Source organism: Micromonospora parva (assembly GCF_000718515.1).
GTDB lineage: Bacteria > Actinomycetota > Actinomycetes > Mycobacteriales > Micromonosporaceae > Micromonospora > Micromonospora parva.
Genome location: NZ_JNZS01000030.1, coordinates 21,726 through 46,785, shown reverse-complemented (window position 1 = coordinate 46,785; position 25,060 = coordinate 21,726). Strand labels below are relative to the sequence as shown.

Genomic DNA, 25,060 nt, shown 5'->3' with positions numbered 1-25,060 from the left:
AGGCCGCCGGTGGTCCCGGTGATCCCCGCCGGCACCCTCGCCACCACCGCACCAACCGCGTACCCGCTGCTCAGGCGGCGGTTCGGACACGATCTGCGCACCGCCGGGCTCGACGACGGGCGCCCTTCGCCGGCCACGCGGCTATCATTACCGCGAAGCCAACATCTCCGCCGCGCTGACGGTCCCCACCGGCGGTACGCGGTGCGGAGCAGGATGATCGCCGCAGACGGCGTTACAATTCACCCCTGCCCACGCGGCACGGACCGCCGATCACCGGCCGGACCGTGACACGGGGGTCCCTCAACCACATCGCCCGGCACGGTAACCCTCGCTGCGCTGGACGAACACGCCGTGCCCGCTCTTCGCCTCCGGAAGGTCATTCGTGACAGAACCCCGCCAGCCCGGCGCCGACGTTCGCTCGCTCACCGACACCCTGATCGCCCACGCGCAGAGCGCCGGTGGCCAGCTCACGTCGGCCCAGCTCGCGCGCACCGTCGAGTCCGCCGAGGTGACTCCGGCCCAGGCCAAGAAGATCCTGCGGGCGCTCTCCGAGGCGGGAGTGACCGTCGTGGTGGACGGCTCGGCGAGCACCCGTCGCCGCGTCGCCGCGGCCCGCTCGACCACGCCGGCGTCCCGGGCCACCACCGCCAAGACCACCAAGAAGGCAGCCGCGCCGGCCCCGAAGCAGGCGCCCGCCGCCGACGACGCCCCGTCGACGCCGGGCCCGCGCAAGGTGGCCGCCCGCAAGGCGACCGGCACCGCCGCCGAGGCCGCCGCGGCGACGCCGGCGAAGGCGACCCGGTCGACCCGAGCCACCAAGGCGACGGTGGCAGCGGCTGCCGGAGCCAAGCCGACCAAGGCCGCCGGCAAGGCCAAGGGCGAGGGCGCCGAGGGCGAGATCGACCCGGAGGAGCTGGCCGCCGCGATCGAGGATGTGGTGGTCGAGGAGCCGGCCGAGCTGGCCCAGGCCGCCGAGACCGACGCCGCCGCCTCGGCGACCGACAACGACTTCGAGTGGGACGACGAGGAGTCCGAGGCCCTCAAGCAGGCGCGACGTGACGCCGAGCTGACCGCCTCCGCCGACTCCGTGCGGGCGTACCTGAAGCAGATCGGCAAGGTTCCGCTGCTCAACGCCGAGCAGGAGGTGGAACTGGCCAAGCGGATCGAGGCCGGGCTCTACGCCGCCGAGCGGCTGCGGGCCGCCGACGAGGGCGAGGAGAAGCTCGTCCGGGAGATGGTCCGTGACCTGGGCTGGATCTCCCGGGACGGCGAGCGGGCCAAGAACCACCTCCTGGAGGCGAACCTCCGACTGGTGGTGTCGCTGGCCAAGCGCTACACCGGCCGTGGCATGGCCTTCCTCGACCTGATCCAGGAGGGCAACCTCGGCCTGATCCGGGCGGTCGAGAAGTTCGACTACACCAAGGGCTACAAGTTCTCCACGTACGCCACCTGGTGGATCCGACAGGCCATCACCCGAGCAATGGCCGATCAGGCCCGTACCATCCGCATCCCGGTGCACATGGTCGAGGTCATCAACAAGCTCGGCCGCATACAGCGTGAGCTGCTCCAGGATCTGGGCCGCGAGCCCACTCCGGAGGAGCTGGCCAAGGAGATGGACATCACACCCGAGAAGGTGCTGGAGATCCAGCAGTACGCTCGGGAGCCCATTTCACTGGACCAGACCATCGGCGACGAGGGCGACAGCCAGCTCGGCGACTTCATCGAGGATTCCGAGGCCGTGGTTGCGGTCGACGCGGTTTCCTTCTCGCTCCTGCAGGACCAGCTCCAGCAGGTGCTGCAGACGCTCTCCGAGCGTGAGGCGGGTGTGGTACGCCTGCGCTTCGGCCTGACCGACGGCCAGCCTCGGACGCTCGACGAGATCGGCCAGGTCTACGGGGTGACCCGGGAGCGGATCCGGCAGATCGAGTCCAAGACGATGTCGAAGCTGCGTCACCCGTCCCGGTCGCAGGTCCTCAGGGATTACCTGGACTGAGCGGGTTTCGTCAACCCAACGTGTCGTTTTGACCACCTGGTGTGCAACACCAGATGGTGATCGTCCGGATGCACGAATGTGATCGTTGACGTGGCACCCTGGGTGCACGGCACACTGTCCCTTCCAGGTGTGACCTCGGTCCCCCGCGGGCACACAGGGAAGGCAGTGCCTAGTAAGGGTGTTGCACGATAGGTGAGCAACGACCGAAGAGATTGTTCATCGGTGACGACCAGAGGAGGAAGGCGATGACCCCGACCCTCACGCCGCCGCCCGAGACGGTGGCGCCCCCAGCCGCCGATGAACGGTGCGACCGCTGCAATGCTGCCGGGAAGCTCCGGATCACTCTGGCGGGTGGGAGCGAGCTGGTGTTCTGCGGGCACCACGCGAACAAGTACGCGGAGGATCTCGTGAAGATCACCGAGCGGTTCGCTACGGAGCCCGATTTCAGCTGGCGTGGCGCCGATCTGATGGCGAACTAAATCCGCAAACCGACATAGCCGGCCGGAGGCACCCAGAGGGTGCCTCCGGCCGGCTTTTCGGTCCAAACGTGCGTCGGGCATCCGGGCAGGCGATCCTCAGCGGCGGCAGGGCACGGTGATCCACTCGGTTTCACGGAAGTCGCGCTGTCCACCTCGCGCGGACACCGCGTTTTTCAGGAAACCGAGTTGATCAAGCAGCCAGCCCGGCCCGGCGCCAGCCAGCCCGGCCCCAGCCAGCCCAGCCCAGCCCGGCGCCTGCCCGGCGGCCGGCGTGCTAGAGGGTCTGCACGGTGGCGATGCGTTCCTCGAGCTGCTCGATGGTGGCCTGGGCGCTCGGCGGGCCGCCGCAGAGCCGGCGCAGTTCGGCATGGATCTTGCCGTGCGGCTGGCCGGTGCGGTGGTGTCGGGCGGCCACGAGGGCGTTCAGTTGACGCCGGAGCGCCACCCGACGCTGGGCGGCGCTCATGGGTGCCGGGGGCGCCGCGGTGGGCGCAGCGGCCGGCTCAGCGGCCCTGTCGGCCGTACGACGGCGTTGGGCGGCCAGCTGTGCGGCCTGCCGCTTGGTCAGCAGCAGCGACACCTGGTCGGCGGTGAGCAGGCCGGGCAGGCCGAGGTACTCCTCCTCTTCGGGGGTGCCGGCCTGGGCAGCGGTACCGAACGACGCGCCGTCGAAGATCACCTGGTCCAGCTCGGCGGTGGCCGAGAGCGCCGCGAACCGCTTCTCCAACTCCCCGCTGGCCTGCTCGTCGCGCTGGGCACGTTCCAGCAGGTCGTCGTCGAAACCGTCGGCTTCCTTGGGTTTGCCGAGGACGTGGTCGCGCTCGGTCTCCATCTCGCTGGCCAACCCGAGCAGGTGCGGCACGCTGGGCAGGAAGACCGACGCGGTCTCCCCCGGCCGACGGGCCCGCACGAACCGGCCGATCGCCTGGGCGAAGTAGAGCGGCGTACTGGCGCTCGTGGCGTAGACCCCGACCGCCAGTCGCGGGATGTCGACCCCTTCGGACACCATCCGCACCGCGACCAGCCAGCGCTGCTCGGACGCCGCGAACGTCGCGATCCGGGCGGACGCGCCCTGGTCGTCGGAGAGCACCACGGCGGCCTTCTCGCCGGTCACCTGCTCGATCAGCTTGGCGTACGAGCGGGCGGTCTGCTGGTCGGTGGCGATGATCAGACCACCGGCGTCGGCCATGCCGGCGTTGCGCAGCACGGTGAGTCGGGCGTCGGCGGCCCGCAGCACCTGCGGCATCCAGTCACCGGCCGGGTCCAGGGCGGTACGCCACGCCTGCGCCACCAGGTCCTGGGTCATCGGCTCACCCAGGCGCGCCGCCAGCTCCTCCCCCGCGTTGGTACGCCAGCGGGTCTCCCCGGAGTACGCCAGGAAGAGCACCGGCCGGACCACGCCGTCGCGCAGGGCGTCGGAGTAGCCATACACCGAGTCGGCGCGGGAACGCAGGAGCCCGTCCCCGCCCCGCTCGTAGCTGACGAACGGGATCGGGTTGTCGTCGGAGCGGAACGGCGTCCCGGTGAGCATCAACCGGCGTACGGCGGGTTCGAAGGCGGCCTTCACCCCGTCGCCCCAGGACCGGGAGTCGCCGGCGTGGTGGATCTCGTCGAGGATGACCAGGGTGCGCCGGGTCATGGTGCGCCGCCGGTGCACCTGCGGCGCCATGCCCACCTGGGCGTAGGTGACCACCGCGCCGTGGAAGTCGGCGGCGGAGTGCAGGTCGGCGTTGCGGAAGGCGGCGTCGAGCTGGATGCCCACCCGCGCCGCGGCTTCGGACCACTGGTTCTTCAGGTGCTCGGTGGGCGCGACCACGGTGACCGCCTCGACGGTGCCGTCGCCGAGCAGTTCCGCAGCGATCCGCAGGGCGAAGGTGGTCTTGCCGGCGCCCGGCGTGGCGACCGCCGTGAAATCCTCGCTGCGCCGCCGCAGGTACTCCACCAGGGCCTTGCGCTGCCAGGCGCGAAGTGCCGGGAACGTCTCAAGCACCGGCGTCCGGGCTGCCACGCGAAGCTCCTCTCCGACCGCACGACGGCGGACCCCGGGCGAGGGCCACGAGTATCCGCCGCCCATGAAAACGCCTCCGCGCAGAAGCTGCCGCGAAGGCCGACTCAGCATAACCAGCGCGGGCGGTGCGGCCCAGGCGACGCCACGCTGGTCACATCTCTCGACCGCCTCACCACTCCCGGTCGGTGCGCGGATCCGCCCCGTCGGCGCGCGGCGGGCGCAGCCGGGCCACCGGCGCGGACCAGCGTCGACGCAGCGCGATCAGGCGCAGCCCGAAGACCAGGACGGCGGCGGCGGTGAGCGGTGCGGGTCCGGTCTGCCCGGTGGCGTACAGCAGCACCACCAGGATCGCGCCGGCCAGCGCGGCCAGCGCGTAGATCTCGCGGCGCAGCACGACCGGGATCTCGGCGGTGAGCAGGTCCCGGCCGAGCCCGCCGCCGATAGCGGCGAGCATGCCGATCAGGCAGGCTCCGACCGCCGGCACCCGGGCGTCGAGCGCCTTGAGCGTGCCGGTGACGGTGAACAGCGCCAGACCGGCCGCGTCCAGCACCAGCACTGTCGTCCGCAGTCGGGTCAGCTGGGGGTGCAGCCAGAAGACGGCGAGCGCGGTGATCGCGGCGGTGGCCGCGTACCGCCAGTCGGCGAAGGCCAGCGGTGGCACCTCGTCGATGACCAGGTCCCGCAGGATTCCACCGCCGAGGGCGGCCACGAAGCCGACGAACGCGATGCCGAACAGGTCCAGTCGCTTGGCCACCGCCGCCGAGGCCCCGGAGGCGGCGAACACCGCCACCCCGGTCAGGTCGGCGACGAGCAGGGCGGTGGAGGTGGTCACCGCCGCAGGCTACGTCGCCGGCCGGAGCGCCGGCCGAGGTTCACTCGCGGTACGAGTCGTAGATCTCCTTGCACTTCGGGCAGACCGGGGAACCGGGCTTGGCCGCCTTGGTGACCGGGAAGGTCTCGCCGCACAGAGCGACGACGAAAGTGCCCATGACGGCGCTCTCGGCGATCTTCTCCTTGCGGACGTAGTGGAACATCTCGGGACCGGTGTCGGCGTCCTTCAGCTCTGGACGCTCGAGAACCTCTGTGCTCACGTCTGCACCTCCGACCGTCAAGTTTGGCAGGTCATCACGGCCGGGTCCACTTGAGGCCGGTCGAGGCACCACCCCGTACGGTGCCCGTGTGACTGACTTTCGCATCAGCTACGGCACCCCCGTCGCCGAAGCCCTGCGCGACGGCCGGCCCGTCGTCGCCCTGGAGAGCACCATCGTCTCGCACGGTCTGCCCCGGCCGGAGAATCTGCGGGTGGCCCGGGAGATCGAGCGGACCGTTCGGGACGCCGGGGCCGTTCCGGCCACCATCGGGATGATCGCCGGCGAGCTGGTGGTCGGCCTGGACGACGCGCAGCTGACCCGGCTGGCCACTGTCGACGGCGTGACCAAGCTCTCCGTCCGCGACCTCGCGGTGGCCGCCGCGACCGGCGCCGACGGCGCGACAACGGTGGCCGCGACCAGCGCGGTGGCCGCCGCCGCCGGCATCGGCGTGTTCGCCACCGGCGGGCTGGGTGGGGTGCACCGGGAGGCCGCGCACACCTTCGACGAGTCGGCGGACCTGGTCACCCTGGCGCAGACCCCGATCGCCGTGGTCTGCGCCGGGGTCAAGTCGATCCTCGACGTGGGCGCGACGCTGGAGCGCCTGGAGACCCTCGGGGTAGCGGTGGTCGGTTACCGCACCCGCCGGTTCCCCGGCTTCTACCTCACCGACGCCGGCTTCGACCTGGACTGGTCGGTGGACTCGCCGGAGCAGGTCGCCGCCGTGCTCGCCGCCCGCGACGGGCACGCCGTGCACACCGGCGGGCTGCTCATCGCCAACCCGCTGCCGGTCGATGAGCAACTCGACCCGGAGCTGCACGACCGGACGCTCACCGAGGGTCTGGCCCTGCTGGAGCGCGACGGGATCACCGGCAAGGCCGTCACGCCGTACCTGCTCGCGCACTTCCACTCGTCGACCGAGGGCGCGAGCCTGGCGGTGAACGTGCGGATCATCCTGCGCAACGCCGACCTGGCCGCGCGGATCGCGGTCGCCTCGGCGGCCCGCAGCACCGCCGTCCCGGCATGACCCGACCGGCCCGGGTGCTCGTCGTCGGGGACGTGATCACCGATGTGGTCGCCGTGCTGTCCGGGCCGCTCGCCGCCGGTTCGGACACCGGGGCCGAGATCAGTCTCGGCGGTGGCGGGCAGGCGGCCAACACCGCCGCCTGGGTCGCCGCGCAGCGGGTGGACGTCACGCTCGTCGGCGCTGTCGGCGACGACGACGCCGGGCGGGACCGGGTGGCCGAGCTCGACCGGGCGGGCGTCGACTGCGCGATCGAGCGGGTCGAAGGGGTTCCGACCGGCACGGTCATCGTGTTGGCCGCCGACGACGAGCGCACCATGGTCAGCCAGCGGGGCGCGAACCTGCGGTTGAGCGCCGCGCACGTCGAGCGGGCCCTCGCGGCGGCGCCCGACGCGGGGCATCTGCACCTGTCCGCGTACACCCTGCTGGACGCCGAGTCGCGCGGCGCCGGGCTGCGGGCGTTGGCCGCCGCCCGCGAGCGCGGGCTCACCATCAGCGTCGACGCGGCCTCCGCGGCGCCGTTACGGCGGGTCGGTGCGGCGGCGTTCCTGAGTTGGGTACGCGACATCGACCTGCTCCTGGTCAACGCGGACGAGGCCACCGTGCTGGCCGGCGGGCTGGAACCGGCGGCGCAGGGGCGGGTGCTGTCGGCGACGGCTCGGCGGGTGGTGGTGAAGGGCGGCGCGGCCGGCGCGGTCTGGGTCGACCGCACGACGCCGGTCTGTGTGGCGCCGGCCCGTCGGGTGGCGGTGGTGGACGTCACGGGCGCGGGCGACGCCTTCGCGGCCGGTCTGCTCACCGCGTGGCTCGCGGGCGCCACCCCGGCGGCGGCGTTGAGCCGTGCCACCGATCTGGGCGCGCTGGCCGTCTCCACAGCCGGCGCCCGGCCACAGGCCTAACGGCCGGCGCGCGGCCACCGGCGTGGTACGGCCCGGACCGGGCGAACCCTGGCCCGCTCGCGGGTCAGGGTTCGACGTCGATGACCTTGTGCGGGCGCTCCTCGGCGGTGAGGCTCATCGGCGGGGTGTCGTCCTGCTGGCGGGGGTGGAACCGGTTGGCCAACCGGTGCTCTTCCTTCGGCGGCCGGTCGTTGGCCAGCAGCACGGCCAGCCAGGGGATGAGCACCATGCCGAGGCCGCACAGCGGCAGCCAGAGCCAGAGCAGTGGGGCGTTCGCACCGACCAGGATCGCGCCGACGATGATGCACAGCACCCGGATGCCCATCATGAGGACATAGCGGCGCTGGCGACTGTTGAGCTGATCGTCCTGGCTGCGCGAGGCGTCGGTGATCAGAATCGGCTGGTACGCCTGACGCTTCACCATGGACCTCCTCGAGGGGGTTACGCCTCATCCTGTCACCGCAGGCCCGTGATCAGCGAACTTCGAGTCATCCCGTCGCGTGTTACGTGCGTGGTACGCTCCCGGCGTGGGCAGCAGGTTCAGCTTCACCGACGAGGCGTTGGCCAACCTGAGGGTCTACGACGTCACACCCGGGGAAGTCTGGGAGGCGCTGCACAGCGCCCGACGGGTCATCCGCCATCTGGGTGACGACGTGATGGTGGTCTACGCCGCCGCCCGCCGGGGCCGCCGACTGGCCGTGCTGCTCGCCGAAGCCGATGGCACCGACAACGACTGGGACATCCTCTCCGCCCGCGAGCTGAGCGACGTCGAGTCCAAGCGCTACGACGAGGCCGTACGGAGAGACCGCCGATGAGGGGGGCCGTGACGATGCACCGTAACGACGCGACCAAGCAGTTCCACGGCGGCGACGACCGGATCGCCGACCTGATCGACGAGAGCCCGGCGGTGGACCTGCCCACCCCCGACACCGACGTGCCGATGGTGAGCCGCTCGGTGCGGCTGCCGCTGGACACCTACGAGCGGGTCCGCGCCGCCGCCGACGCCCGGGGCATCGGGGTCACCACGCTGATGCGCCAGTGGATCGAGGCCGGCCTGGCCGACCTGGACGACTCGGCGACCGTCTCGCTGGCCGACGTCCGGCGCGCGCTGGCCTCGCTGGCGCACCCCACCGCAGCCTGAGGGTCATCCCCCCGCAGCCTTGGCCGCCGCCTTCATCTGCTGCTTGAACTCCCGCACCCGGCGCAGCGAGTCGGCGTCGGTGACGTCGGCCACCGACCGGTACGCGCCCGGGTCGCCGTAGTCCCCGGCCGCCTTCCGCCAGTCCTGCGGGGTCACCCCGAACCGCTTGCCGAGCAGGGCCACGAAGATCTGCGCCTTCTGCTTGCCGAAGCCGGGCAGCGCGGCGACCCGGCGCAGCAGCTCCGGCCCGTCCGTGACCTCCGCCCAGAGCAGCGCCGCGTCACCGTCGTAGCGCTCCACCAGCACCTGGCAGACCTCCTGCACCCGAGCCGCCATGGCCTTCGGGAACCGGTGCAGCGCGGGCGGCTGGGCGAAGAGCGCGACCAGCGCCTCCGGGTCGTACCCGGCCAGCTCCGCCGCGTCCAGGTCGTGACCGAGCCGCTGCGCCAGCACGTACGGCGAGGAGAACGCCTTCTCCATCGAGACTTGTTGATCAAGGACCATGCCGACCAGCAGGGCCAGCGGGCTGCGCTCCAGCAGCCGGTTGGCCTCCGGGTCGATGGGCAGTACGAGCGTCATGCGGACCATCCTGCCCGGCGCACCGATCCGGGTGGACACCGACGCTCCGACAGCTACCGGCGGGTGACGCTGACCCGGGACGCACCGGGAGGCAGGATGTCGGGGTGGACGAACACGACATGCTGCTCTCCCCCGCCGGCGTCGACGCGCTGCGGACCGCGCTGACCCGGACCGGTTTCACCAGCCACGGCATCGCCGAGCGGCTCGGCGCGCAGGCGACCGCCGCGGTCTCCCGCAACGACTACCGGGCCGCGCTGCGCGCCACCGAGGACGGCGACCCGCTGGACACCCTGATCCGGGTGTTCATCTGCGACCAGACCGAGCCGGAGGCGGCGGTGGCCACCGCGCTCGCACCGCTGAGCGTGGCCGAGGCCCTCGCCGGCGGGCTGGTCGAGCGGTACGGCGCCGGCCTGCGCGCCGGCGTCGACCTGGAGCCGTACGGGGAGGACTGGTGGGTGCTCGCCGACGTCCCGGCCAGCGCCCGCCCGGGTCGCCCGCTGCACGCCGAGCACGTCCTCGGCATCGGCGGGGCCACCCACACCCTGATCGGCGCGACCGTGCGCCGGCCGGTCGACACCGCACTGGACCTGGGCACCGGCTCCGGCGTCCAGGCCCTGCACCTGGCCACCCACGCCAGGTCGGTGACCGCCACCGACCTCTCGGAGCGGGCGCTGCGCTTCGCCGCGACCACCGCCGCCCTCAACGGTCAGGACTGGGAGCTGCTCCGCGGCGACCTGGTCGCCCCGGTGGCCGGCCGACGGTTCGACCTGGTGGTGAGCAACCCACCGTTCGTGGTCGGCCCGGGCACCACCACGCACGTCTACCGCGACTCCGGGCGGGTCGGTGACGCGATCGGCGCCGAACTGGCCGCCGCCGCCCCGGGCCTGCTCACCGAGGGCGGCACCATGCAGTACCTGGCGAACTGGGTGCACGTCGCCGGCGAGGCGTGGGACGAGCGGGTGGCCGGCTGGTTCGCCGGGACCGGCCTGGACGCCTGGGTGATCCAGCGCGAGGTGGCCGACCCGATGGCGTACGTCGACCTGTGGCTCACCGACGTCGGCGAGACCGCCGACCCGCAGCGGATGGCCGCCTGGCTGGACTGGTTCGACGCGCACAAGGTGGAGGGGATCGGATTCGGCATCGTGTCGGTGCGCCGGGGCGGACACGCCGACCCGGTGGTCCGGGTGGAGGACCTGCGCCAGCGGGTGCAGCCACCGCTGGGCGACCAGGTCGCCGCCTGGTTCGACCGCCAGGACTTTCTCCGGGTACGCGACACCGAGGCGTTGCTCGCCGAGCGCTACCGGGCCGCCGAGGGCCTCCAGCTGCGACAGGAGGCCACCATGGGCGACGAGGGTTGGGGGGTGGACCGGCAGGTCCTGGCGATGCCGCACGGCCTGCGCTGGACCGAGGAGATCGACCCGCTGGTGCTGGCGCTGGTGGGTGGCGCGGACGGCCGACTGCCGCTGCGTGACCAGCTCGCCCTGCTCGCCGCCGCACACGACGTGGAGCCCGACGAGATGGCCGAGGCCGCCGGCCCGATCGTGGCGCACCTGGTGGAGCGGGGCTTCATTGAGCCGGTGAGCGCCTGATGCGCGCGGTGGTGCAGACCGTCGGGCAGGCCAGCGTGACGGTGGACGGCGAGGTGGTCGGCGCGATCGAGAACGGTCTGCTGGTGCTGCTCGGGGTGACCCACACCGACACCGAGCAGACCGCCCAGACGATGGCCCGCAAGGTGCACGAGGTGCGCATCCTGGACGGTGAACGGTCCGCCGCCGACACCGGCGCGCCGATCCTGGTGGTCAGCCAGTTCACCCTCTACGGCGACGTCCGCAAGGGCCGCCGCCCGAGCTGGACCGCCGCCGCCCCCGCCGAGGTGGCCGAACCGCTGGTCACGGCGGTCGTGGAGGCGTTACGGCAACGCGGCGCCAAGGTGGAGACCGGCCGCTTCCGCACCCACATGCTGGTCGAGAGCACCAACATAGGCCCCCAAACCCTCCTCCTGGACCTCTGACCCGCACCCCACCCTCAGCCCGCCGAGCCCGGTGATCAAGAGGTTTGCGTCAAACCACGGGCAAAATCTGACGCAAACCTCTTGATCACCGCAGAGAAGCGGCCGGGAGGGGGTGGGTTGTGGTTATGAGAAGAGGCCTCGGCGGGTCAGGGACTGGCGGAGCCAGTTGTCGAGCTCGGCGGTCCAGTCGGTGCGGTCGGCGGTGGCGTGGTCGACAGTGAACCGGCCGAACGCGTCGCGGCCCTCGGTGAAGACACCGCCGCGCTTGTCGACCTCCAGCACCACCTGCATCTGCTGCGCGTCGGCGATGAAGGTGACCTCCAACTGGTTGATCGAGCGGGCGTACTGCGGCGCAGGATTGAACTCGATCTCCTGGTAGAACGGCAACGTCTGGCGTACGCCGTAGATGTGACCACGCTCCACATCGGCGCGGGCGAACCGGAAGCCCAGTCGCAGCAGCGCGTCCAGCAGTCGCTCCTGTGCCGGCAGCGGGTGCACCACCACGGCGTCCAGGTCACCCTTGTCGACCGCGCGGGCGACCTCCAGCTCCGTCCGCAGGCCCATCGTCATCCCGTGCAGGTGCTGTCCGTACAGCTCGGTGACCGGTGTCTCCCACGGCACGTCGAACCGGAACGGGATGTCGTAGCGCTGCCCCGGCTCCAGCCGGAACGCGCCGGTGACCTGCTGGCGGTGGAACTCCTGACTGGTGTCGTAGTCGTTGTCGCCGCTCTCGACCTCGACCCGGGTGACCAGGCCGAGGGTGACGTGGTCGATGTCGACCTGATGGTCACCGCCGAGCACCTGGATGCGGCCCTCCAGCTGGCCGCCGGGGCGGCAGTTCGGGTTGGCCAGCACCGTCTCCACCGACGGACCGCCGACGCCCATCGCCTTCATGAGCCGCTTGAAGACCACACCGTCCTCCTCTGTCGTTCTCGGCCGACCAGCGGTGGCCGGCCGTCCGCAACGTAGCCGGGCCGGGCAACCACACAGCGGGACGACACACCGCACCAGCGATCCGACCCAATTCCTGTCGGGTGCCCGATCGCCTCACTCCCGTTTTACGCCCCGCCCGCCAAGCTGTTGTCACACCGGCACCACTGGGCCGGGCACACGGCACAGATGTGGAAACGGGGAGACAGAGATGGTCCTGCAGATGACGGAACACCGGACGCGCCCGACCACCACGATCGACACTGACGGGGCCCCCGAGACCCTTGCCGACCTGGACGCCACCGACGAGCGCGGCATCTCCACCGACCTGGTCCGGGCCTACCTCAACGGGATCGGCCGGACCAAGCTGCTGACCGCCGCGCAGGAGGTCGACCTGGCCCGGCGCATCGAGGCCGGCCTGTTCGCCGACGAGAAGCTCGCCACCTGCATCCCCGTCTCCGCGGAGCTGCGAGCCGACCTGGAGCTGATCGTCGCGGAGGGTCGGGCGGCCAAGGACCACCTGTTGGAGGCGAACCTGCGGCTGGTGGTCAGCATCGCCAAGCGCTACACCGGCCGGGGCATGGCGTTTCTCGACCTGATTCAGGAGGGCAACCTCGGCCTGATCCGGGCGGTCGAGAAGTTCGACTACGCCAAGGGCTACAAGTTCTCCACGTACGCCACCTGGTGGATCCGACAGGCCATCACCCGAGCAATGGCCGACCAGGCCCGCACCATCCGCATCCCGGTGCACATGGTCGAGCAGGTCAACCGGATGGTCCGGGCCCGCCGCGAACTGGCGGTGACGCTGGGCCGCGAACCGACGGTCGCCGAGGTCGCCCGGGCGCTGGAGATCCCCGAGATCCAGGTCATCGAGCTGATCTCCTACGACCGGGAGCCGGTCAGCCTGGACCAGGCCGTCGGCGACGACGGTGAGAGCGCCCTCGGCGACTTCGTGGCCTCGGTGGACCCGCGCACCGAGCCGGGCGACGCCGCCGCCCAGGGTGAGCTGCGCAACGAGGTCAGCATCGTGCTCTCCACCCTGTCCCAGCGGGAGCAGGCGGTCATCCGCCTCCGGTTCGGCCTGGACGACGGCCGGCAGCGCACCCTGGACGAGGTGGGCCGCGAGTTCGGCCTGTCCCGGGAGCGGATCCGCCAGATCGAGAAGGTCACGCTGTTGAAGCTGCGCGCCCCGGAGCGGGCTCAGCGCCTGGAGGCGTACGCCTGCTGACGCACCCGGTTCCCACGAAAGGCCCCGGCGGTTCGCCGGGGCCTTTCGTGCTGTCGGGGTGTTTGACTGGGACACCGATCCGCGACCGACGAGGCGAGGAGAGCAACGATGAACTGGACGCTTGAAGTGGTGATCGTGCCGGTCTCCGATGTGGACCGGGCGAAGAAGTTCTACGCCGACCAGCTCGGCTTCACGGTGGACCACGACACGGTGATCAGCGACGAGGCACGCATCGTCCAGCTGACCCCGCCCGGCTCCGGCTGCTCGATCGTGATCGGTAAGGGTGTCGTCCCGGAGATGCCGCCCGGCTCACTCAAGGGCCTGCAACTGGTGGTGCCCGACCTGCGGCGGGCCCACGAGGAACTGCGCGGGCGAGGTGTGGAGGTCAGCGACATCCAGGTGGTCGGTCAGAACCCCCGGCCGGTCCCGGACCCACTGGACAATGTCGGCTTCGTCTTCTTCGCCGACCCGGACGGCAACACCTGGGGCGTCCAGCAGATCTCCAGCCGCGCCTGAGCGGGCACGCTCACAGGCGGCGGGGGCCGGTGTCCGGGCGGGCGACCACGCCACCCACCCTTAGCTGGGCGTGCAGGACCGAGAGGCCGTCCGGGCGGGCGAGCACCGGGTTGAGGGTCAGCGACCGCACCCGGGGCTGCTCGTCGGCGAGCTGACCCACCCGCAGCAGCAGGTCGACCAGGGCCGCCCGGTCGACCGGCGCGGCCCCCCGGTGCCCGCGCAGCAGCGGCGCGGCCCGGGGTTCGTCGACCAGCTCGGCCGCGTCCCGGTCGGTCAGCGGCACCGCCCGCCAGGCTCGATCGCCGAGCAGTTCGGTGGCGACCCCACCGAGGCCGAACCCGACCACCGGCCCGAACGCCGGATCTTCCACCACCTCCACCACGCAGGCCACCCCGGGCGCGACCATCGGCTGGACCAGCGCGTCCGCGCCGAAGGTCGCCGCCAGGTCGGCGTACGCGCGACGGAGGGTCGGCTCGTCGGGCAGGTCGAGCCGGACCGCGCCGAGGTCCAGCCGGTGCCGCAGCCCGGGGGCGGCCGCCTTGAGCGCCACCGGGAAGCCCAGCCGCGCCGCCGCGTCGACCGCCGCGTCGACCGAGTCGACGGACACCGAGGCCACCACGTCGATGCCGTACGCGGCCAGCAGCGCACCCGCGTCGGCGGCGTCGGCCCGCAGAGCGGCCTGCGCGGCGGCGCGGTCGAGGTCGGGCAGCTCCGGCGTCACCCCGGGCGGGCGACGAAGCCACTCGGCGTACCGGTGCGCGCGGGCGAGCGCGCGGACCGCCTCCTCCACGCCGCCGTACGCCGGCACCCCCGGCGGCAGCCGCCCGACCAGGAACGTCGCCACTGTCGGCTTGCCCAGCGCGAGGGCGTCCGGCAGTGCGGCTGTCACGTCGGCGTCCACAGCGGTGAGCTGGCCGGGAAGCGGCGGGGCGAAGACCACCACCAGGGCGTCCACCCGGTCGTCGGCGGCCGTCTCGGCGAGCGCGGCGGCGAACTCGGCGGCACCCGCGCTCGGCCCCACGTCGCGGGGGTAGCCGTCGGCGACGGTGAGGCCCTGCCCGACACAGGCGGTCGCGGCCAGCCCGGTGAGGGCGGAGGAGTTGCCGACCACACCGACCCGGCCGCCGGCCGGCAACGGCTGGTTGGCGAGCAGCACACCCACGTCGAGCAGCTCCGGCACGGTGTCCACCCGGATCACCCCGGACTGGGCGAAGAGCGCTGCCACCGCCACCTCGTCCGGCCCGGCGGCGTCGCCGACCCCGGGCGGGCGGGCCGGCGAGGCGAGCGCGACGACCGGTTTGGCGCGGCCGATCCGTCGGGCCAGCCGGGCGAACTTGCGGGGGTTTCCGAAGGTCTCCAGGTAGAGCATGATCACGTCGGTGCCGGTGTCGTCCTGCCAGTACTGCAGGAGGTCGTTGCCGGAGACGTCGGCCCGGTTGCCGGCCGAGACGAAGCTGGACAGCCCGAGGCCGCGCCGGTCCGCCTCGGCGAGCAACGCCACCCCGAACGCACCGGACTGACTGAAGATGCCGACCCGACCGGCCGGCGGCAACGCCGGGGCGAGAGTGGCGTTGAGGCGTACCGTCGGGTCGGTGTTGGCCACGCCGAGACAGTTCGGGCCGACGACCCGCATGCCGGCGGCGTGCGCCGCGCGGACCAGCGCGCGCTGCGTGGCCGCGCCCTCCGGGCCGGCCTCGGCGAAGCCGGCCGAGATGACCACCAGGCCGTGCACCCCTGCGGCGGCGGCGTCGGCGACCACCGCTGTCGCCGCCTCCGGCGGGACCGCCACCACCGCCAGGTCCACCGGGACGCCCGCGTCCACCGCTGAGGGGTACGCGGGAAGGCCCGCCACTGTCGACGCGCTCGGATGCACCGGCACCACCGCACCGGTGAACCCGCCGTCGCGCAGGTGCCCGAGCACCGCCGCGCCGACGCCCTGACCGGTGGCGCTGGCCCCGTAGACGACGATGCCGCGCGGGGCGAGCAGTCGGGCGATCGATCGGGCCTCGGTGCGGTGTTCCCGGCCGCGCTGCACCTCCAGGCTGGCCTCGGTGGGCGCGATGGGGAAGCTCAGGTGGACCACGCCGTCGGCGTACTCGCGCTGGACCTGGTAGCCGAAGTCGGCGAAGACCCGCAGCATCGTCCCGTTGGCCGGCAGCACCTCCGCGACGAAGCTCATGATGCCGTTGCGGCGGGCCGCGTCAGCCAGGTGCTCCATCAGCACCGAGCCGATGCCGCGACCCTGGTAGGCGTCCTCCACCACGAAGGCCACCTCCGCCTCGGGAGCCTGCGGGCCGAGGCGCTCGTACCGGCCCACAGCGACGATCTGGTCGGCGGCCAGCACCACGAACGCCTCCCGGTCGTGGTGGTCGACGGTGACGAAACGGATCAGATCCCGCTCCGGGATGCGCGGGTACGGCGAGAAGTACCGCAGGTAGCGGGTGCGCTCGGAGAACCGGCTGTGCATCGCCACGATGCCGGGCGCGTCAGCTGGCTCGATCGGTCGCAACTGGACGGTGCTGCCGTCGCTGAGCAGCACGTCGACCGGATGGCCCACGGTCGTCACCGGAACAGCCCTCCCCCGGCCCGGCTCAGTCCCGCGGATCGTGCGGGTCGAGCCCGAGCAACGGGAAGACCGTCTTGCGGGTGGCCGCGATCGCCCGGTCCACCGCGTTCGGCTCGCCGGTCGGCTGCCACGGCTCGTACGACGGGTCGGCGTCGTCGGTCATCCGCAGCGGCACCTCCCGACCCAGTTGCCGGGAGGCGACCAGGTCCCGCCACGCGGGTGGGGTGAGGGTGGCCGGGTCGATCGGATCACCGGTGGCCACCGCCAACAGGTGGGTCCAGGCCCGGGGCACCACCTCGACGAGGGCGTACCCGCCGCCGCCGGTGGCCACCCACCGGCCGTCACACAACTCGTCGGCCAGCGCCCGCATCGCCAGGTAGGTGGCCCGCTGCCCGTCGACAGTCAGGTTCAGGTCGGCGAGCGGATCCAGTCGGTGCCCGTCGGCGCCGCACTGACTGACCAGCACCTGCGGGCGGAACGCGCGCAGCACCGACGGCACGATCGCGTGGAACGCGCGCTGCCAGCCGCTGTCGTCGACACCCGGCGGCAACGGCATGTTGACAGCGGTGCCCTGCGCGCCCGGCCCACCCGTCTCGTCCGGGAAACCCGTGCCCGGGAAAAGGGCCAACGGGGTCTCGTGCACGCTGACCGTGAGCACCCGCGGGTCGTTCCAGAAGATCTGCTGCACGCCGTCGCCGTGGTGCACGTCGACGTCCACGTACGCGACCCGCTCGGCGCCCAGGTCGAGCAGCCGGGCGATGGCCACCGCCGGGTCGTTGTAGACGCAGAAGCCGGCGGCGCGGGCGCGCATCGCGTGGTGCAGCCCGCCGGCCACGTTCACCGCCCGGCGGGCGTCGCCGCGCCAGACCGCCTCGGCGGCGGCCACCGTCGCGCCGGCGATGAGCGCGCTGGACTCGTGCATCCCCTCGAAGACCGGGTTGTCGGAGGTGCCCAGCCCGTAACCGGCGAAGAGCGGGTCACGCGGCGCGTTGCGTACCGCGGCGAGGTAGGCCGGCTCGTGCACCCGGGTGAGCAGTGCGTCGTCGGCGGGCTCCGGCTTGACCACCCGCACCCCTGGCCGATTCAGGATGCCCAGCTCGCGGGCGAGCGCGAAGGTCAGTTCCACCCGGACCGGGTCGAGCGGATGGTCACCCATGTCGTAGGCGAGCAGCGACTCGTCCCACACCACCACCGTGTCGTCGGACATGAGCCCATCGTCGCACGAGGACGGGCGCCGGCCCACCGCACGCGCTGGTCAGTGGCCTGGTGTCGACCCGGAGGCGACCGGCCGGGCCGGGTCGGCCACCCAGTTGCTCCACGATCCAACGTAGAGCGCGGCGTCCGTGCGACCGGCCAGGTGCAACGCGAGCACCGCCTGCGCGGCGGTCACCCCCGAGCCGCAGTACGCCCCGACGGCCCGCCCCTCGGTCACCCCGGCTTCGGCGAACCGCTCGCTCAACACCTCGGCGGCCGGGAAGCGGCCGTCCGGCCCGACGTACACCCCGGCGGGCAGGTTCGCCGCCCCCGGCACGTGCCCGGCCACCGGGTCGATCGGTTCGACCTCGCCCCGGTAACGCGGCGCCGCCCGTACGTCGAGCAGCACGGCGTCGTCAGCGGCGGCCAGCGCGGCGGCCTGCCCGGCGTCCAGCACCGGGAGCTCACCGGGGCGCACCACGACGTCACCGGGGCGTGCGGCGGGCGCGTCGGTGGAGACGGGCCGGCCGGCGACGACCCAGGCCGGGTAGCCGCCGTGCAGCAGGCGCACCGAACGGTGCCCCGCCCAGCGCAGCGTCCACCAGGCCCGCGCGGCCGCCAGGCCGTCGCCGCCGTCGTACACCACCACGGGGTGACCGGCGCGGACGCCGGCGGCCCGCAGCGCCGCCTGCAACGCGGCCGGGTCGGGCAGCGGGTGCCGACCGCCGGCGCCGGGGGGCCCGCAGAGCGCGGTGTCCAGGTCGACGAAGACCGCCCCGGGCAGGTGACCGGCGAGGTAGTCGTCGCGGCCGGGCGGGCCGACGAGCCGCCAGCGCACGTCGAGCAGGGTGGGCGGATCGGCCTGGTCGAGCTCGGCGACGAGGGTGTCGACCTCGACCAACGGCTGCTGGGTACCGGACATGGCGACCATCCAACACCATTCGCGGAGACGGCACGCGGTTCGGCGGCGGTCGCCGGCCCGCCACCGAGGTAGCATCGTGCACCGGAGGGCCGCTGACCTTATGAAGTCTCACGACCTGGTCGACACGACCGAAATGTACCTGCGCACCATCCTTGAACTGGAAGAGGAGGGGGTGCCACCGCTGCGTGCCAGGATCGCCGAAAGGCTGCAGCAGAGTGGCCCCACCGTGAGCCAGACCGTCGCCCGGATGGAGCGTGACGGCCTGCTCACCGTCGAGGGAGATCGGCACCTGACGCTCACCCCCCAGGGGCGCGGCAGCGCGGTGTCGGTGATGCGCAAGCACCGCCTCGCCGAGCTGCTGCTGGTCAACGTCATCGGGATGCCCTACGAGGAGGCCCACGAGGAGGCCTGCCGCTGGGAGCACGTGATGAGCGACGCGGTGGAGAAGCGGGTGTACGACCTGCTCAACCGGCCGACCCGTTCCCCGTACGGCAACCCGATCCCGGGGCTTCAGGAGCTGGGTTCGCCGGCGGCGGAGACCACCGAGGCCGCCGAGGGCGAGCGCAACCTGGCCTTCCCGGGCCTCTCCGGTCCGGTCGTGGTGCGCCGGATCTGCGAGAGCGTGCAGAAGGACGCCGACGTGCTGCGCCAACTGCACGCCGCCGGTGTCGACCCGGGCGCCACGGTCACGGTGGCCCAGGAGCGTGACGGGGTGTCGATCGACCGCTCCGGTGACCGGGTGCGGCTGCCCCGCGAGGTCGCCTCCCGGGTCTTCGTCGCCGCCAGCTGATCGGGCGTGGGCCCGGGCGTCACAGCGCCCGGGTGTCCACCTTCTTGGCCAGTGCGACAAGGTCGCCGGTGAGCTTCTCCACCGCCGAGCGCTCACTGCCACGGGCCGCGGTCCAGCTCACCGTGGCGAGCCGTCCGTCGCCGGCCAGCCAGCCCACCTCGGCGACGGGTCCCCGCCCGCTGGCCGCGGCGGTGGTCCGCTTGTACGCCTGCTGACCCAGCCCGGTGATCTTCGCCGCCTTGTCCGGCACCACGTCCGCGCCGAAGCTGGTCTTGTCGATCGTGGTCTCGGTCACGCTGAGGGTCAGCTCCGGCAGGGTCGCACCGGCGGCCCGGACCACACAGGTGTGGGTGTCGCCCTGTTCGCTGGACGCCGCCACGTCGAAGCGCGTCTTCACCACCTGCTCGATCACCGTGAAGTCGAGCAGTCGGCAGGCGCCGCCCGAGGAGGCCGCCGCCACGTCCACAGCGGTCGGCACCGGCGGCGGTGCCGTCACCGGTTGCGCCTCGTCGGCGCAGCCACTCACCAGCAGCCCGGCCAACCCGGCGACCACGATCCGCCCGCGCACATCCCACCCTCTCGCCGACCGACGGCGGAAGGCGCCCGCCGGTTGTCCGTCGGACACCGTACGGGGTGTCGGTGTCGCGCGGAAGCCCCCGCGGACGACTACCCGGACGGCGTGTCGTCCACGTACGGGCAGTGCCGGCAGCCGCGCCCGCAGCACGTGCCACGGCGGGCCAGGAAGTCGGCGCTCAGCACGAACAACCCGCTCGCCGGGTCGAGGTAACCGGCCTCCCCGGCGGCCAGCGCGGCGGCGTGCGCGGCGAGGACCCGGGCCCGGTCGGGGTGCTCCGGCGGCAGCCGGGACGGGTGCGGCTCGGTGAGCGGCCGGTCGGCCAGTGGTCGTCGCTCTCCGGTCACCGCAGCAGTCTAGGGACGGCTACCGCCCGGCCTCCGAGCTGGATGCGCGACATGCCCGGTGTCGTCGCGGTGCGCTGTGGTTTCGTCGTACGGTCCGGGGACGATCGGTTCGACGCCCGTCGACGCATACGGAGGGGACGCGATGCGGAAGATCGTTGTGCAGATGAGCCTGTCGTTGGACGGGTTCTTCGAGGGCCCGGGGGGTGACATCGGCTGGCACCAGGTCGATGAGGAGTTGCACCAGCACTTCAACGATGTGATCGCCCCGATGGGCGGGTTCCTCAGTGGCCGGGTCAGCCACGAGTTGATGGCCGCCTACTGGCCGACCGCCGATCAGGACCCGAGCGCCAGCGGCCCGGAACGCGAGTTCGCCCGGATCTGGCGGGACATGCCGAAGATCGTCTACTCGCGCACGCTCGACCACGCCGACTGGAACGCGACAGTGGTGCGCGAGGTCGACGTCGAGCAGGTCCGCAAGCTCAAGGCCGAGCCGGGCGGCGATCTGGCACTCGGCGGGGCCGACCTGGCCGCGACGTTCGCCCGGCACGACCTGATCGACGAGTACCGGATCTACGTCCACCCGGTGCTGGTGGGTCGGGGCCGCCGGCTCTTCCCCGACGCCGAGACTCCGGCCGCGCTACGACTGGTGGAGAGCCGGGTCTTCGGCAACGGCGTGGTCCTCCTCCGCCACGAGCGGGCCCGCTGACCGATGATCACCACCTTCGCCGCGACCGACGGGACCGCCCTCGCGTACCGGACGGTCGGGGTGGGCGACCCGCTGGTCTGCCTGCCGGGCGGGCCGATGCGTGACTCCGCGTACCTCGGTGACCTCGGCGGTCTGGGCGCGCACCGGTCGCTGCTCGTCCTCGATCCGCGAGGCACCGGCCGCTCGGCGGTCCCGGCGGACGCCTCGACCTGCCGCTGCGACCGGATGGTCGACGATGTGGAGGCGCTGCGCGGACACCTGGGCCTCGACCGGCTGGATCTGCTCGGGCACTCCGCCGGCGCCAACCTGGCCCTGCGATACCTGACCGGGCACCCCGATCGGGTGGGCCGGCTGGCGCTGGTCGCCCCGAGCGTCCGCGCGGTCGGGCTGAAGGTGACCGCCGCGCAGCGCCGGGAGGTCACCGAGGCCCGGTCCGGCGAGCAGTGGTTTCCGGTGGCGGCCGCGGCGATGGAGGCCGTCCTCTCCGGTCGGGCCGGGCCCGACGCCAAGCAGGAGATCGCACCCTTCCTCTACGGCCGGTGGGACGCTGCGGCGCAGGCCCACCAGGCCGCTGAGGCCGGCCAGCACAACGAGGAGCTGGCGGCGATCTTCAGCTCGGACGGCGCGTTCGACCCACCGGTCACCCGTCGGGCACTCGCCGCGCACGCGGGCCCGGTGCTGCTGCTCGCCGGTGCCGTCGACCTGGCCGCGCCGCCGGGCCTGGTGGCCCGGTTCGCCGAACTGATTCCCCGCGCCACGCTGGTCGTCCAGCCGGACGCCGGGCACTATCCGTGGCTCGACGACGCCGAGGCGTTCACCGCGACGGTCGCGGCGTTCCTCGCCGGCTCGGACGGTGCTTGAGTCTCCAGCGGGGGGAGACGCGAGGGTGAGGGCATGAGCGGGGAGACACGGCACACGATCGGCGAGCTGGCGCGACGGACGGGCCTGAGCGTCAAGACCATCAGGTACTACGCCGACAGCGGGATCGTGCCTCCGACGGACCGGAGCCCGGCCGGCTACCGACGGTTCGGCCCGGCGGCCGTGGCCCGACTGGAGCTGGTCCGCACGTTGCGGGAGCTGGGCGTGGACCTGGCCACCATCCGGCGGGTGGTGAACAAGGAGGTGCCGCTGCCCGAGGTGGCCGCCGCGCACGCCGAGGCGTTGGCGGTGCAGATCCGGGTGCTGCGGCTGCGCCAGGGGGTGCTCACCGTGGCGGCGCGGCGCGGGTCCAGCGCGGCCGAGGTGGACGAGCTGCATCGGCTGGCCCAGCTCACCAGGCACGAGCGCGGGCAGCTGGTGGCGGACTTCCTGGGCGGCGTCTTCGCCGACCTCGGCGATTGGCCCGCGTCCCCGGGGGTGATCGTCTCGATGACACCGGAGCTGCCCGACGACCCCACCAGCGCGCAGATCGAGGCGTGGCTGGAGCTGGTCGAGCTGTGCCGGGACCCCGGGTTCCGGGAGCGGATGCGGCTGCTGGTACGGCAGCACGCCGCCGATCATGACGTCCCGGGACTGCCCCGCCCGGACGCCGTCGCGGTGGTCCGGGACGCGGTGGTCGCCGCCTTGACGGCCGGTCTCGACCCGACCAGCCCGGACGCCGACCCGGTGGTCGCCGCCGTCACCGGCCGGTATGCGCGCCTGCGCTGTCACCCGGACGACGCCGACCTGCGCCAGCTGTTGCTCGACCGGCTCGTTCCGGCCAACGACCCCCGCCGGGACCGCTACCTCGACCTGTTGGCGGTGCTCAACGGCTGGTCGACCGGCACCGCGACAGCGCCGGCGGTGGACTGGTTCATCCGGGCCCTGCGCGCCCGGATGCCCGAGCCGGCTCGTTGACCCGCCCGTCAGCCGAACCAGGTCATCGCCTGGCCGTGGCCTCTGGCCCAGGCCAGCGGCTTCCCGTCGAGCGCGAGAACGTTGTGCAGCGCGTCGTTCGGCGGCGCGGGCAACGCGTCGTACCGGAGCACCTCCGGCCCCTCGGCCGCCACCCAGTGCCCCGGCAGTTCGCGGACCAACCGGACGAACGCCTCCCGGCGCGGGGGCGGCACCTGGTAGAGCACTGACGTATGGAAGACCACGAGCGTCGCGTCGGCCGGTGCCCGCGCGGCCAGCGCCGGCAGGTCGTCCACCAGGTCGCCGCGGACCAGCAGCGGCGGGTCGGCCGCGGCGATCGCCGCCGCGGCGCGCAGCCGGACCCGCCGGTGGGCGTGTTCCGGCCAGATCAGGGCGTCCAACCAGGACACGTCGTCAGGGTCGGTCACGTCGAGCGGGTTGAGGTCCAGGCCGGCCCGCCACACCACCTGGGGTAGGCGTGCCGGCGGCACCAACCCGTCGGCAGCGCAGTCGAGGATCGGCTCACCGGAGCCGACCTGGTGATCGCCGTAGCGGTACCCGTACCGGTCGGGGTAGAGGCAGAGCCCGGCCGACGCGCCGACCTCCAGCAGGGCCACTGGCTGTGGCAACGCGGCGAGCAGCGGCAGCAGGACCGCGCACCGGCCCGCCTCGTTCGTCTGGGTGGCCCGGGTGAGCATCTGCGCCTCGATGGCCGGCCAGTGCGTCAGCACGTAGTCGTGGAAGGTGACCGGGTCGTCGACCGGGCCGCCGAGCCAGCGGACGACGCCGAACAGCAGGTTCGGCTGCCGTTTGGCCGGCGGTAGCCCGTCGAGCAGGGCCAGCAGGTCCTCGTCGTGGGCGACTGCCTGCGACAGGCGCTCGTACGTGGGCGACACCCCGCGCGCCTCCCGGACGGCGAAGTCGACGTACTGCTCGCTGATCGTCATGGCCCGATGATGGCACCTGCCCGATGGCCGGACCGTCCGCTGCTGCGGCGACCGCACCCGGGATGACGGCCAGCACCCGGTTCGCGGCGCTGGTCAGCGGTTCTGCCGTTCGATGCCGCGTCGGACGAGTCCGCGGATGCCGGGGAGGGTGACCGCTCGGATCGTGAGGTCGTTCATCCAGACGTGCAGCCGGCTCGGTGGCGCGTACTGGTACATGCCCCGGCGGGCGAGCGCCTGCCGCCTGGTCACCTCGGGGCGCAGGCCGGTCTCCCAGCCGGCCAGGGCGGACGGGATGTCGTCGCCGTGCCGGCGCAGGGCGGCACCGAGTTGGTCGGCGCCGGCGAGCGCCAGTCCCGCGCCGTGCCCGGCGAAGAGGGTGACGCACCAGGCCGCGTCGCCGAGCAGGACGGCGCGGCCGGTGCTCCACCGTGGGCTGTCCACCTGGCTGACCCGGTCGAAGTACGCCCCGGCCGGGTCGGTCTGGAGGTGACCGATCGCCTCGGGCACTCCCCCGGCCAGGTCTCCGAACGTCGCGCGGATCGCGTCCACCGGTCCGCGTGCCAACTCGCGAGCGGGGTCGGCGCACCGGTAGGTGAAGAAGGCCGACGAGCGGCCGGGCCCGAGGTTGACGATCGCCGCGGTGCGCCCGGGGCCGATGAAGGTCGTCGCCGACGACTCGGGCACATCCGGCACCGGGTGCGCCAGCGGGAAGGCCGCCACGACGTACGGCAGGTCGACCCGATGGTCCGGGCCGAGGATCGTCGCCCGGGTCGTGGAGTGCACGCCGTCGGCACCGACGAGCAGGTCGACGTCCTGCGTGGTGCCGTCGCTGAGGCTGATCCGCACCCGATCGGCGGTGGCGTCGATTGTGGACACGGTGGTGCCGAAGCGGATCTCCACCTGGTCGCGTACCGCCTCGTACAGTGCGGTTTCGAGGTCGCCGCGGAACACCGTCATGGTTCGGGGACCCAGCGCCGCCTCGGCGACCGCGGCGGGCACCGTGAGCTTCGGGCGACCGTCCGCCCGGACCAGCACTGTGGTGAACGGGCCCAACGCGTGGGCGGACAGCGCCGGAACCAGCCCGAGCCGCTCGGCCGCGTCGTAGCCGGCACCGAGCAGGTTGACCAGGTAGCCACTGCTGCGCCGGGTCGGAGATCGCTCGACGACGAGCGGATGCCACCCGTCCTGCGCCAGACGTAGGGCCGTCGCGAGACCAGCTATGCCGGCCCCGACGATCACCGCTCGTTTCATCAGCACTCCCCAAGACCAGAATGAGCATATGCTC

General features: G+C 72.8%; 26 protein-coding genes and 1 pseudogene. 14 read left to right on the top strand and 13 right to left on the bottom strand.

The window, feature by feature from the left end; genetic code table 11:
- Nucleotides 1-382: 382 nt before the first annotated feature.
- Together IF22_RS0128885 and IF22_RS0128880 are read left to right on the top strand one after the other, a co-directional pair.
- Nucleotides 383-1,993 (top strand): RNA polymerase sigma factor, encoded by a 1,611-nt coding sequence (locus tag IF22_RS0128885; RefSeq protein ID WP_030337433.1) that lies wholly within the window; start codon nucleotides 383-385, stop codon nucleotides 1,991-1,993.
- 245 nt (nucleotides 1,994-2,238) lie between these two features.
- The gene (locus IF22_RS0128880; RefSeq protein WP_030337431.1) at nucleotides 2,239-2,472 is read left to right on the top strand and encodes a DUF7455 domain-containing protein; all 234 of its coding nucleotides are present in this window, start codon (nucleotides 2,239-2,241) and stop codon (nucleotides 2,470-2,472) included.
- Nucleotides 2,473-2,746: 274 nt separating this feature from the next.
- On the opposite strand, the gene IF22_RS0128875 is transcribed toward IF22_RS0128880, so the two are convergent.
- From IF22_RS0128875 to IF22_RS0128865, 3 genes are all read right to left on the bottom strand, one after another.
- The gene (locus IF22_RS0128875) at nucleotides 2,747-4,480 is read right to left on the bottom strand and encodes a DEAD/DEAH box helicase (RefSeq protein WP_030337429.1); all 1,734 of its coding nucleotides are present in this window, start codon (nucleotides 4,478-4,480) and stop codon (nucleotides 2,747-2,749) included.
- Nucleotides 4,481-4,649: 169 nt separating this feature from the next.
- A complete protein-coding gene (locus IF22_RS0128870; protein ID WP_030337428.1) occupies nucleotides 4,650-5,312 on the bottom strand; it encodes a trimeric intracellular cation channel family protein in 663 nt (220 codons plus the stop codon).
- Nucleotides 5,313-5,352: 40 nt separating this feature from the next.
- Entirely contained in the window at nucleotides 5,353-5,571 is a 219-nt protein-coding gene (locus IF22_RS0128865; RefSeq protein WP_007456912.1) for a DUF3039 domain-containing protein, read from the bottom strand.
- Nucleotides 5,572-5,659: 88 nt separating this feature from the next.
- Here IF22_RS0128865 and IF22_RS0128860 point away from each other — a divergent pair, with 88 nt between their 5' ends.
- Together IF22_RS0128860 and IF22_RS0128855 are read left to right on the top strand one after the other, a co-directional pair.
- A complete protein-coding gene (locus IF22_RS0128860) occupies nucleotides 5,660-6,595 on the top strand; it encodes a pseudouridine-5'-phosphate glycosidase (protein WP_030337427.1) in 936 nt (311 codons plus the stop codon).
- Nucleotides 6,592-7,491 carry a carbohydrate kinase family protein gene (locus IF22_RS0128855; protein ID WP_030337425.1) on the top strand — a complete coding sequence of 300 codons (900 nt, stop codon included), beginning with the start codon at nucleotides 6,592-6,594 and terminating at the stop codon, nucleotides 7,489-7,491. Before IF22_RS0128860 ends, IF22_RS0128855 begins: the two co-directional genes overlap by 4 nt.
- A 64-nt stretch (nucleotides 7,492-7,555) precedes the next feature.
- Here IF22_RS0128855 and IF22_RS0128850 read toward each other — a convergent pair whose 3' ends face one another.
- Nucleotides 7,556-7,915: a DUF3099 domain-containing protein gene (locus IF22_RS0128850; RefSeq protein WP_030337423.1), complete on the bottom strand. Its 360-nt coding sequence runs from the start codon at nucleotides 7,913-7,915 to the stop codon at nucleotides 7,556-7,558.
- A 103-nt stretch (nucleotides 7,916-8,018) separates the two neighbouring features.
- Here IF22_RS0128850 and IF22_RS0128845 point away from each other — a divergent pair, with 103 nt between their 5' ends.
- Both IF22_RS0128845 and IF22_RS0128840 read left to right on the top strand, forming a co-directional pair.
- The gene (locus tag IF22_RS0128845) at nucleotides 8,019-8,306 is read left to right on the top strand and encodes a hypothetical protein (protein WP_124771959.1); all 288 of its coding nucleotides are present in this window, start codon (nucleotides 8,019-8,021) and stop codon (nucleotides 8,304-8,306) included.
- Nucleotides 8,307-8,320: 14 nt separating this feature from the next.
- On the top strand, nucleotides 8,321-8,632 hold the full coding sequence (locus tag IF22_RS0128840) for a hypothetical protein (RefSeq protein WP_030337420.1): 312 nt from the start codon (nucleotides 8,321-8,323) through the stop codon (nucleotides 8,630-8,632).
- A gap of 3 nt (nucleotides 8,633-8,635) precedes the next feature.
- Here the strand turns inward: IF22_RS0128840 and IF22_RS0128835 are convergent, their stop codons facing one another.
- Complete coding sequence (locus IF22_RS0128835; protein ID WP_030337419.1) at nucleotides 8,636-9,220, bottom strand: HhH-GPD-type base excision DNA repair protein; 585 nt, start codon at nucleotides 9,218-9,220, stop codon at nucleotides 8,636-8,638.
- 95 nt (nucleotides 9,221-9,315) lie between these two features.
- On the opposite strand from IF22_RS0128835, the gene IF22_RS0128830 reads away from it, so the two are divergent.
- Together IF22_RS0128830 and dtd are read left to right on the top strand one after the other, a co-directional pair.
- On the top strand, nucleotides 9,316-10,800 hold the full coding sequence (locus tag IF22_RS0128830; RefSeq protein ID WP_030337418.1) for a DUF7782 domain-containing protein: 1,485 nt from the start codon (nucleotides 9,316-9,318) through the stop codon (nucleotides 10,798-10,800).
- Nucleotides 10,800-11,222, top strand: coding sequence for a D-aminoacyl-tRNA deacylase (gene dtd, locus IF22_RS0128825; protein ID WP_030337416.1), 423 nt, complete (start codon nucleotides 10,800-10,802; stop codon nucleotides 11,220-11,222). The genes IF22_RS0128830 and dtd overlap by 1 nt, the downstream gene beginning before the upstream one ends.
- Before the next feature lie 123 nt (nucleotides 11,223-11,345).
- On the opposite strand, the gene IF22_RS0128820 is transcribed toward dtd, so the two are convergent.
- Complete coding sequence (locus tag IF22_RS0128820) at nucleotides 11,346-12,134, bottom strand: sporulation protein (protein WP_030337414.1); 789 nt, start codon at nucleotides 12,132-12,134, stop codon at nucleotides 11,346-11,348.
- 229 nt (nucleotides 12,135-12,363) lie between these two features.
- On the opposite strand from IF22_RS0128820, the gene sigB reads away from it, so the two are divergent.
- Both sigB and IF22_RS0128810 read left to right on the top strand, forming a co-directional pair.
- Nucleotides 12,364-13,380 (top strand): RNA polymerase sigma factor SigB, encoded by a 1,017-nt coding sequence (gene sigB / locus IF22_RS0128815; protein ID WP_030337412.1) that lies wholly within the window; start codon nucleotides 12,364-12,366, stop codon nucleotides 13,378-13,380.
- Nucleotides 13,381-13,488: 108 nt separating this feature from the next.
- Entirely contained in the window at nucleotides 13,489-13,896 is a 408-nt protein-coding gene (locus tag IF22_RS0128810; RefSeq protein WP_030337411.1) for a VOC family protein, read from the top strand.
- Between the two features lie 10 nt (nucleotides 13,897-13,906).
- Here IF22_RS0128810 and IF22_RS0128805 read toward each other — a convergent pair.
- The 3 genes and pseudogenes from IF22_RS0128805 to IF22_RS0128795 form a co-directional block, all read right to left on the bottom strand.
- Nucleotides 13,907-16,491, bottom strand: a pseudogene (locus IF22_RS0128805) (bifunctional acetate--CoA ligase family protein/GNAT family N-acetyltransferase).
- Nucleotides 16,488-17,669, bottom strand: a complete 1,182-nt coding sequence (locus IF22_RS0128800) for an acetoin utilization protein AcuC (RefSeq protein ID WP_030337408.1) — start codon at nucleotides 17,667-17,669, stop codon at nucleotides 16,488-16,490. The pseudogene IF22_RS0128805 and the gene IF22_RS0128800 overlap by 4 nt, the downstream one beginning before the upstream one ends.
- A gap of 48 nt (nucleotides 17,670-17,717) precedes the next feature.
- Nucleotides 17,718-18,578, bottom strand: coding sequence for a sulfurtransferase (locus IF22_RS0128795; RefSeq protein ID WP_030337406.1), 861 nt, complete (start codon nucleotides 18,576-18,578; stop codon nucleotides 17,718-17,720).
- 100 nt (nucleotides 18,579-18,678) lie between these two features.
- On the opposite strand from IF22_RS0128795, the gene IF22_RS0128790 reads away from it, so the two are divergent.
- A complete protein-coding gene (locus tag IF22_RS0128790) occupies nucleotides 18,679-19,368 on the top strand; it encodes an iron-dependent transcriptional repressor DtxR (protein ID WP_030337404.1) in 690 nt (229 codons plus the stop codon).
- A gap of 19 nt (nucleotides 19,369-19,387) precedes the next feature.
- Here the strand turns inward: IF22_RS0128790 and IF22_RS0128785 are convergent, their stop codons facing one another.
- A complete protein-coding gene (locus tag IF22_RS0128785) occupies nucleotides 19,388-19,936 on the bottom strand; it encodes a hypothetical protein (RefSeq protein WP_030337402.1) in 549 nt (182 codons plus the stop codon).
- Between the two features lie 98 nt (nucleotides 19,937-20,034).
- Complete coding sequence (locus IF22_RS0128780) at nucleotides 20,035-20,289, bottom strand: DUF5522 domain-containing protein (RefSeq protein WP_030337400.1); 255 nt, start codon at nucleotides 20,287-20,289, stop codon at nucleotides 20,035-20,037.
- 142 nt (nucleotides 20,290-20,431) lie between these two features.
- Between IF22_RS0128780 and IF22_RS0128775 the strand changes: the two genes are divergently transcribed.
- The 3 genes from IF22_RS0128775 to IF22_RS0128765 are packed head-to-tail and all read left to right on the top strand — an operon-like array spanning nucleotide 20,432 to nucleotide 22,831.
- Complete coding sequence (locus IF22_RS0128775) at nucleotides 20,432-20,995, top strand: dihydrofolate reductase family protein (RefSeq protein WP_030337399.1); 564 nt, start codon at nucleotides 20,432-20,434, stop codon at nucleotides 20,993-20,995.
- Nucleotides 20,996-20,998: 3 nt separating this feature from the next.
- On the top strand, nucleotides 20,999-21,856 hold the full coding sequence (locus IF22_RS0128770; RefSeq protein ID WP_030337398.1) for an alpha/beta fold hydrolase: 858 nt from the start codon (nucleotides 20,999-21,001) through the stop codon (nucleotides 21,854-21,856).
- Between the two features lie 33 nt (nucleotides 21,857-21,889).
- Nucleotides 21,890-22,831 (top strand): MerR family transcriptional regulator, encoded by a 942-nt coding sequence (locus IF22_RS0128765; RefSeq protein ID WP_030337397.1) that lies wholly within the window; start codon nucleotides 21,890-21,892, stop codon nucleotides 22,829-22,831.
- 8 nt (nucleotides 22,832-22,839) lie between these two features.
- On the opposite strand, the gene IF22_RS0128760 is transcribed toward IF22_RS0128765, so the two are convergent.
- On the bottom strand, nucleotides 22,840-23,775 hold the full coding sequence (locus tag IF22_RS0128760) for a DUF2332 domain-containing protein (RefSeq protein WP_030337396.1): 936 nt from the start codon (nucleotides 23,773-23,775) through the stop codon (nucleotides 22,840-22,842).
- A gap of 93 nt (nucleotides 23,776-23,868) precedes the next feature.
- Nucleotides 23,869-25,026 carry an FAD-dependent oxidoreductase gene (locus IF22_RS0128755; RefSeq protein WP_030337395.1) on the bottom strand — a complete coding sequence of 386 codons (1,158 nt, stop codon included), beginning with the start codon at nucleotides 25,024-25,026 and terminating at the stop codon, nucleotides 23,869-23,871.
- Nucleotides 25,027-25,060 lie beyond the last annotated feature (34 nt).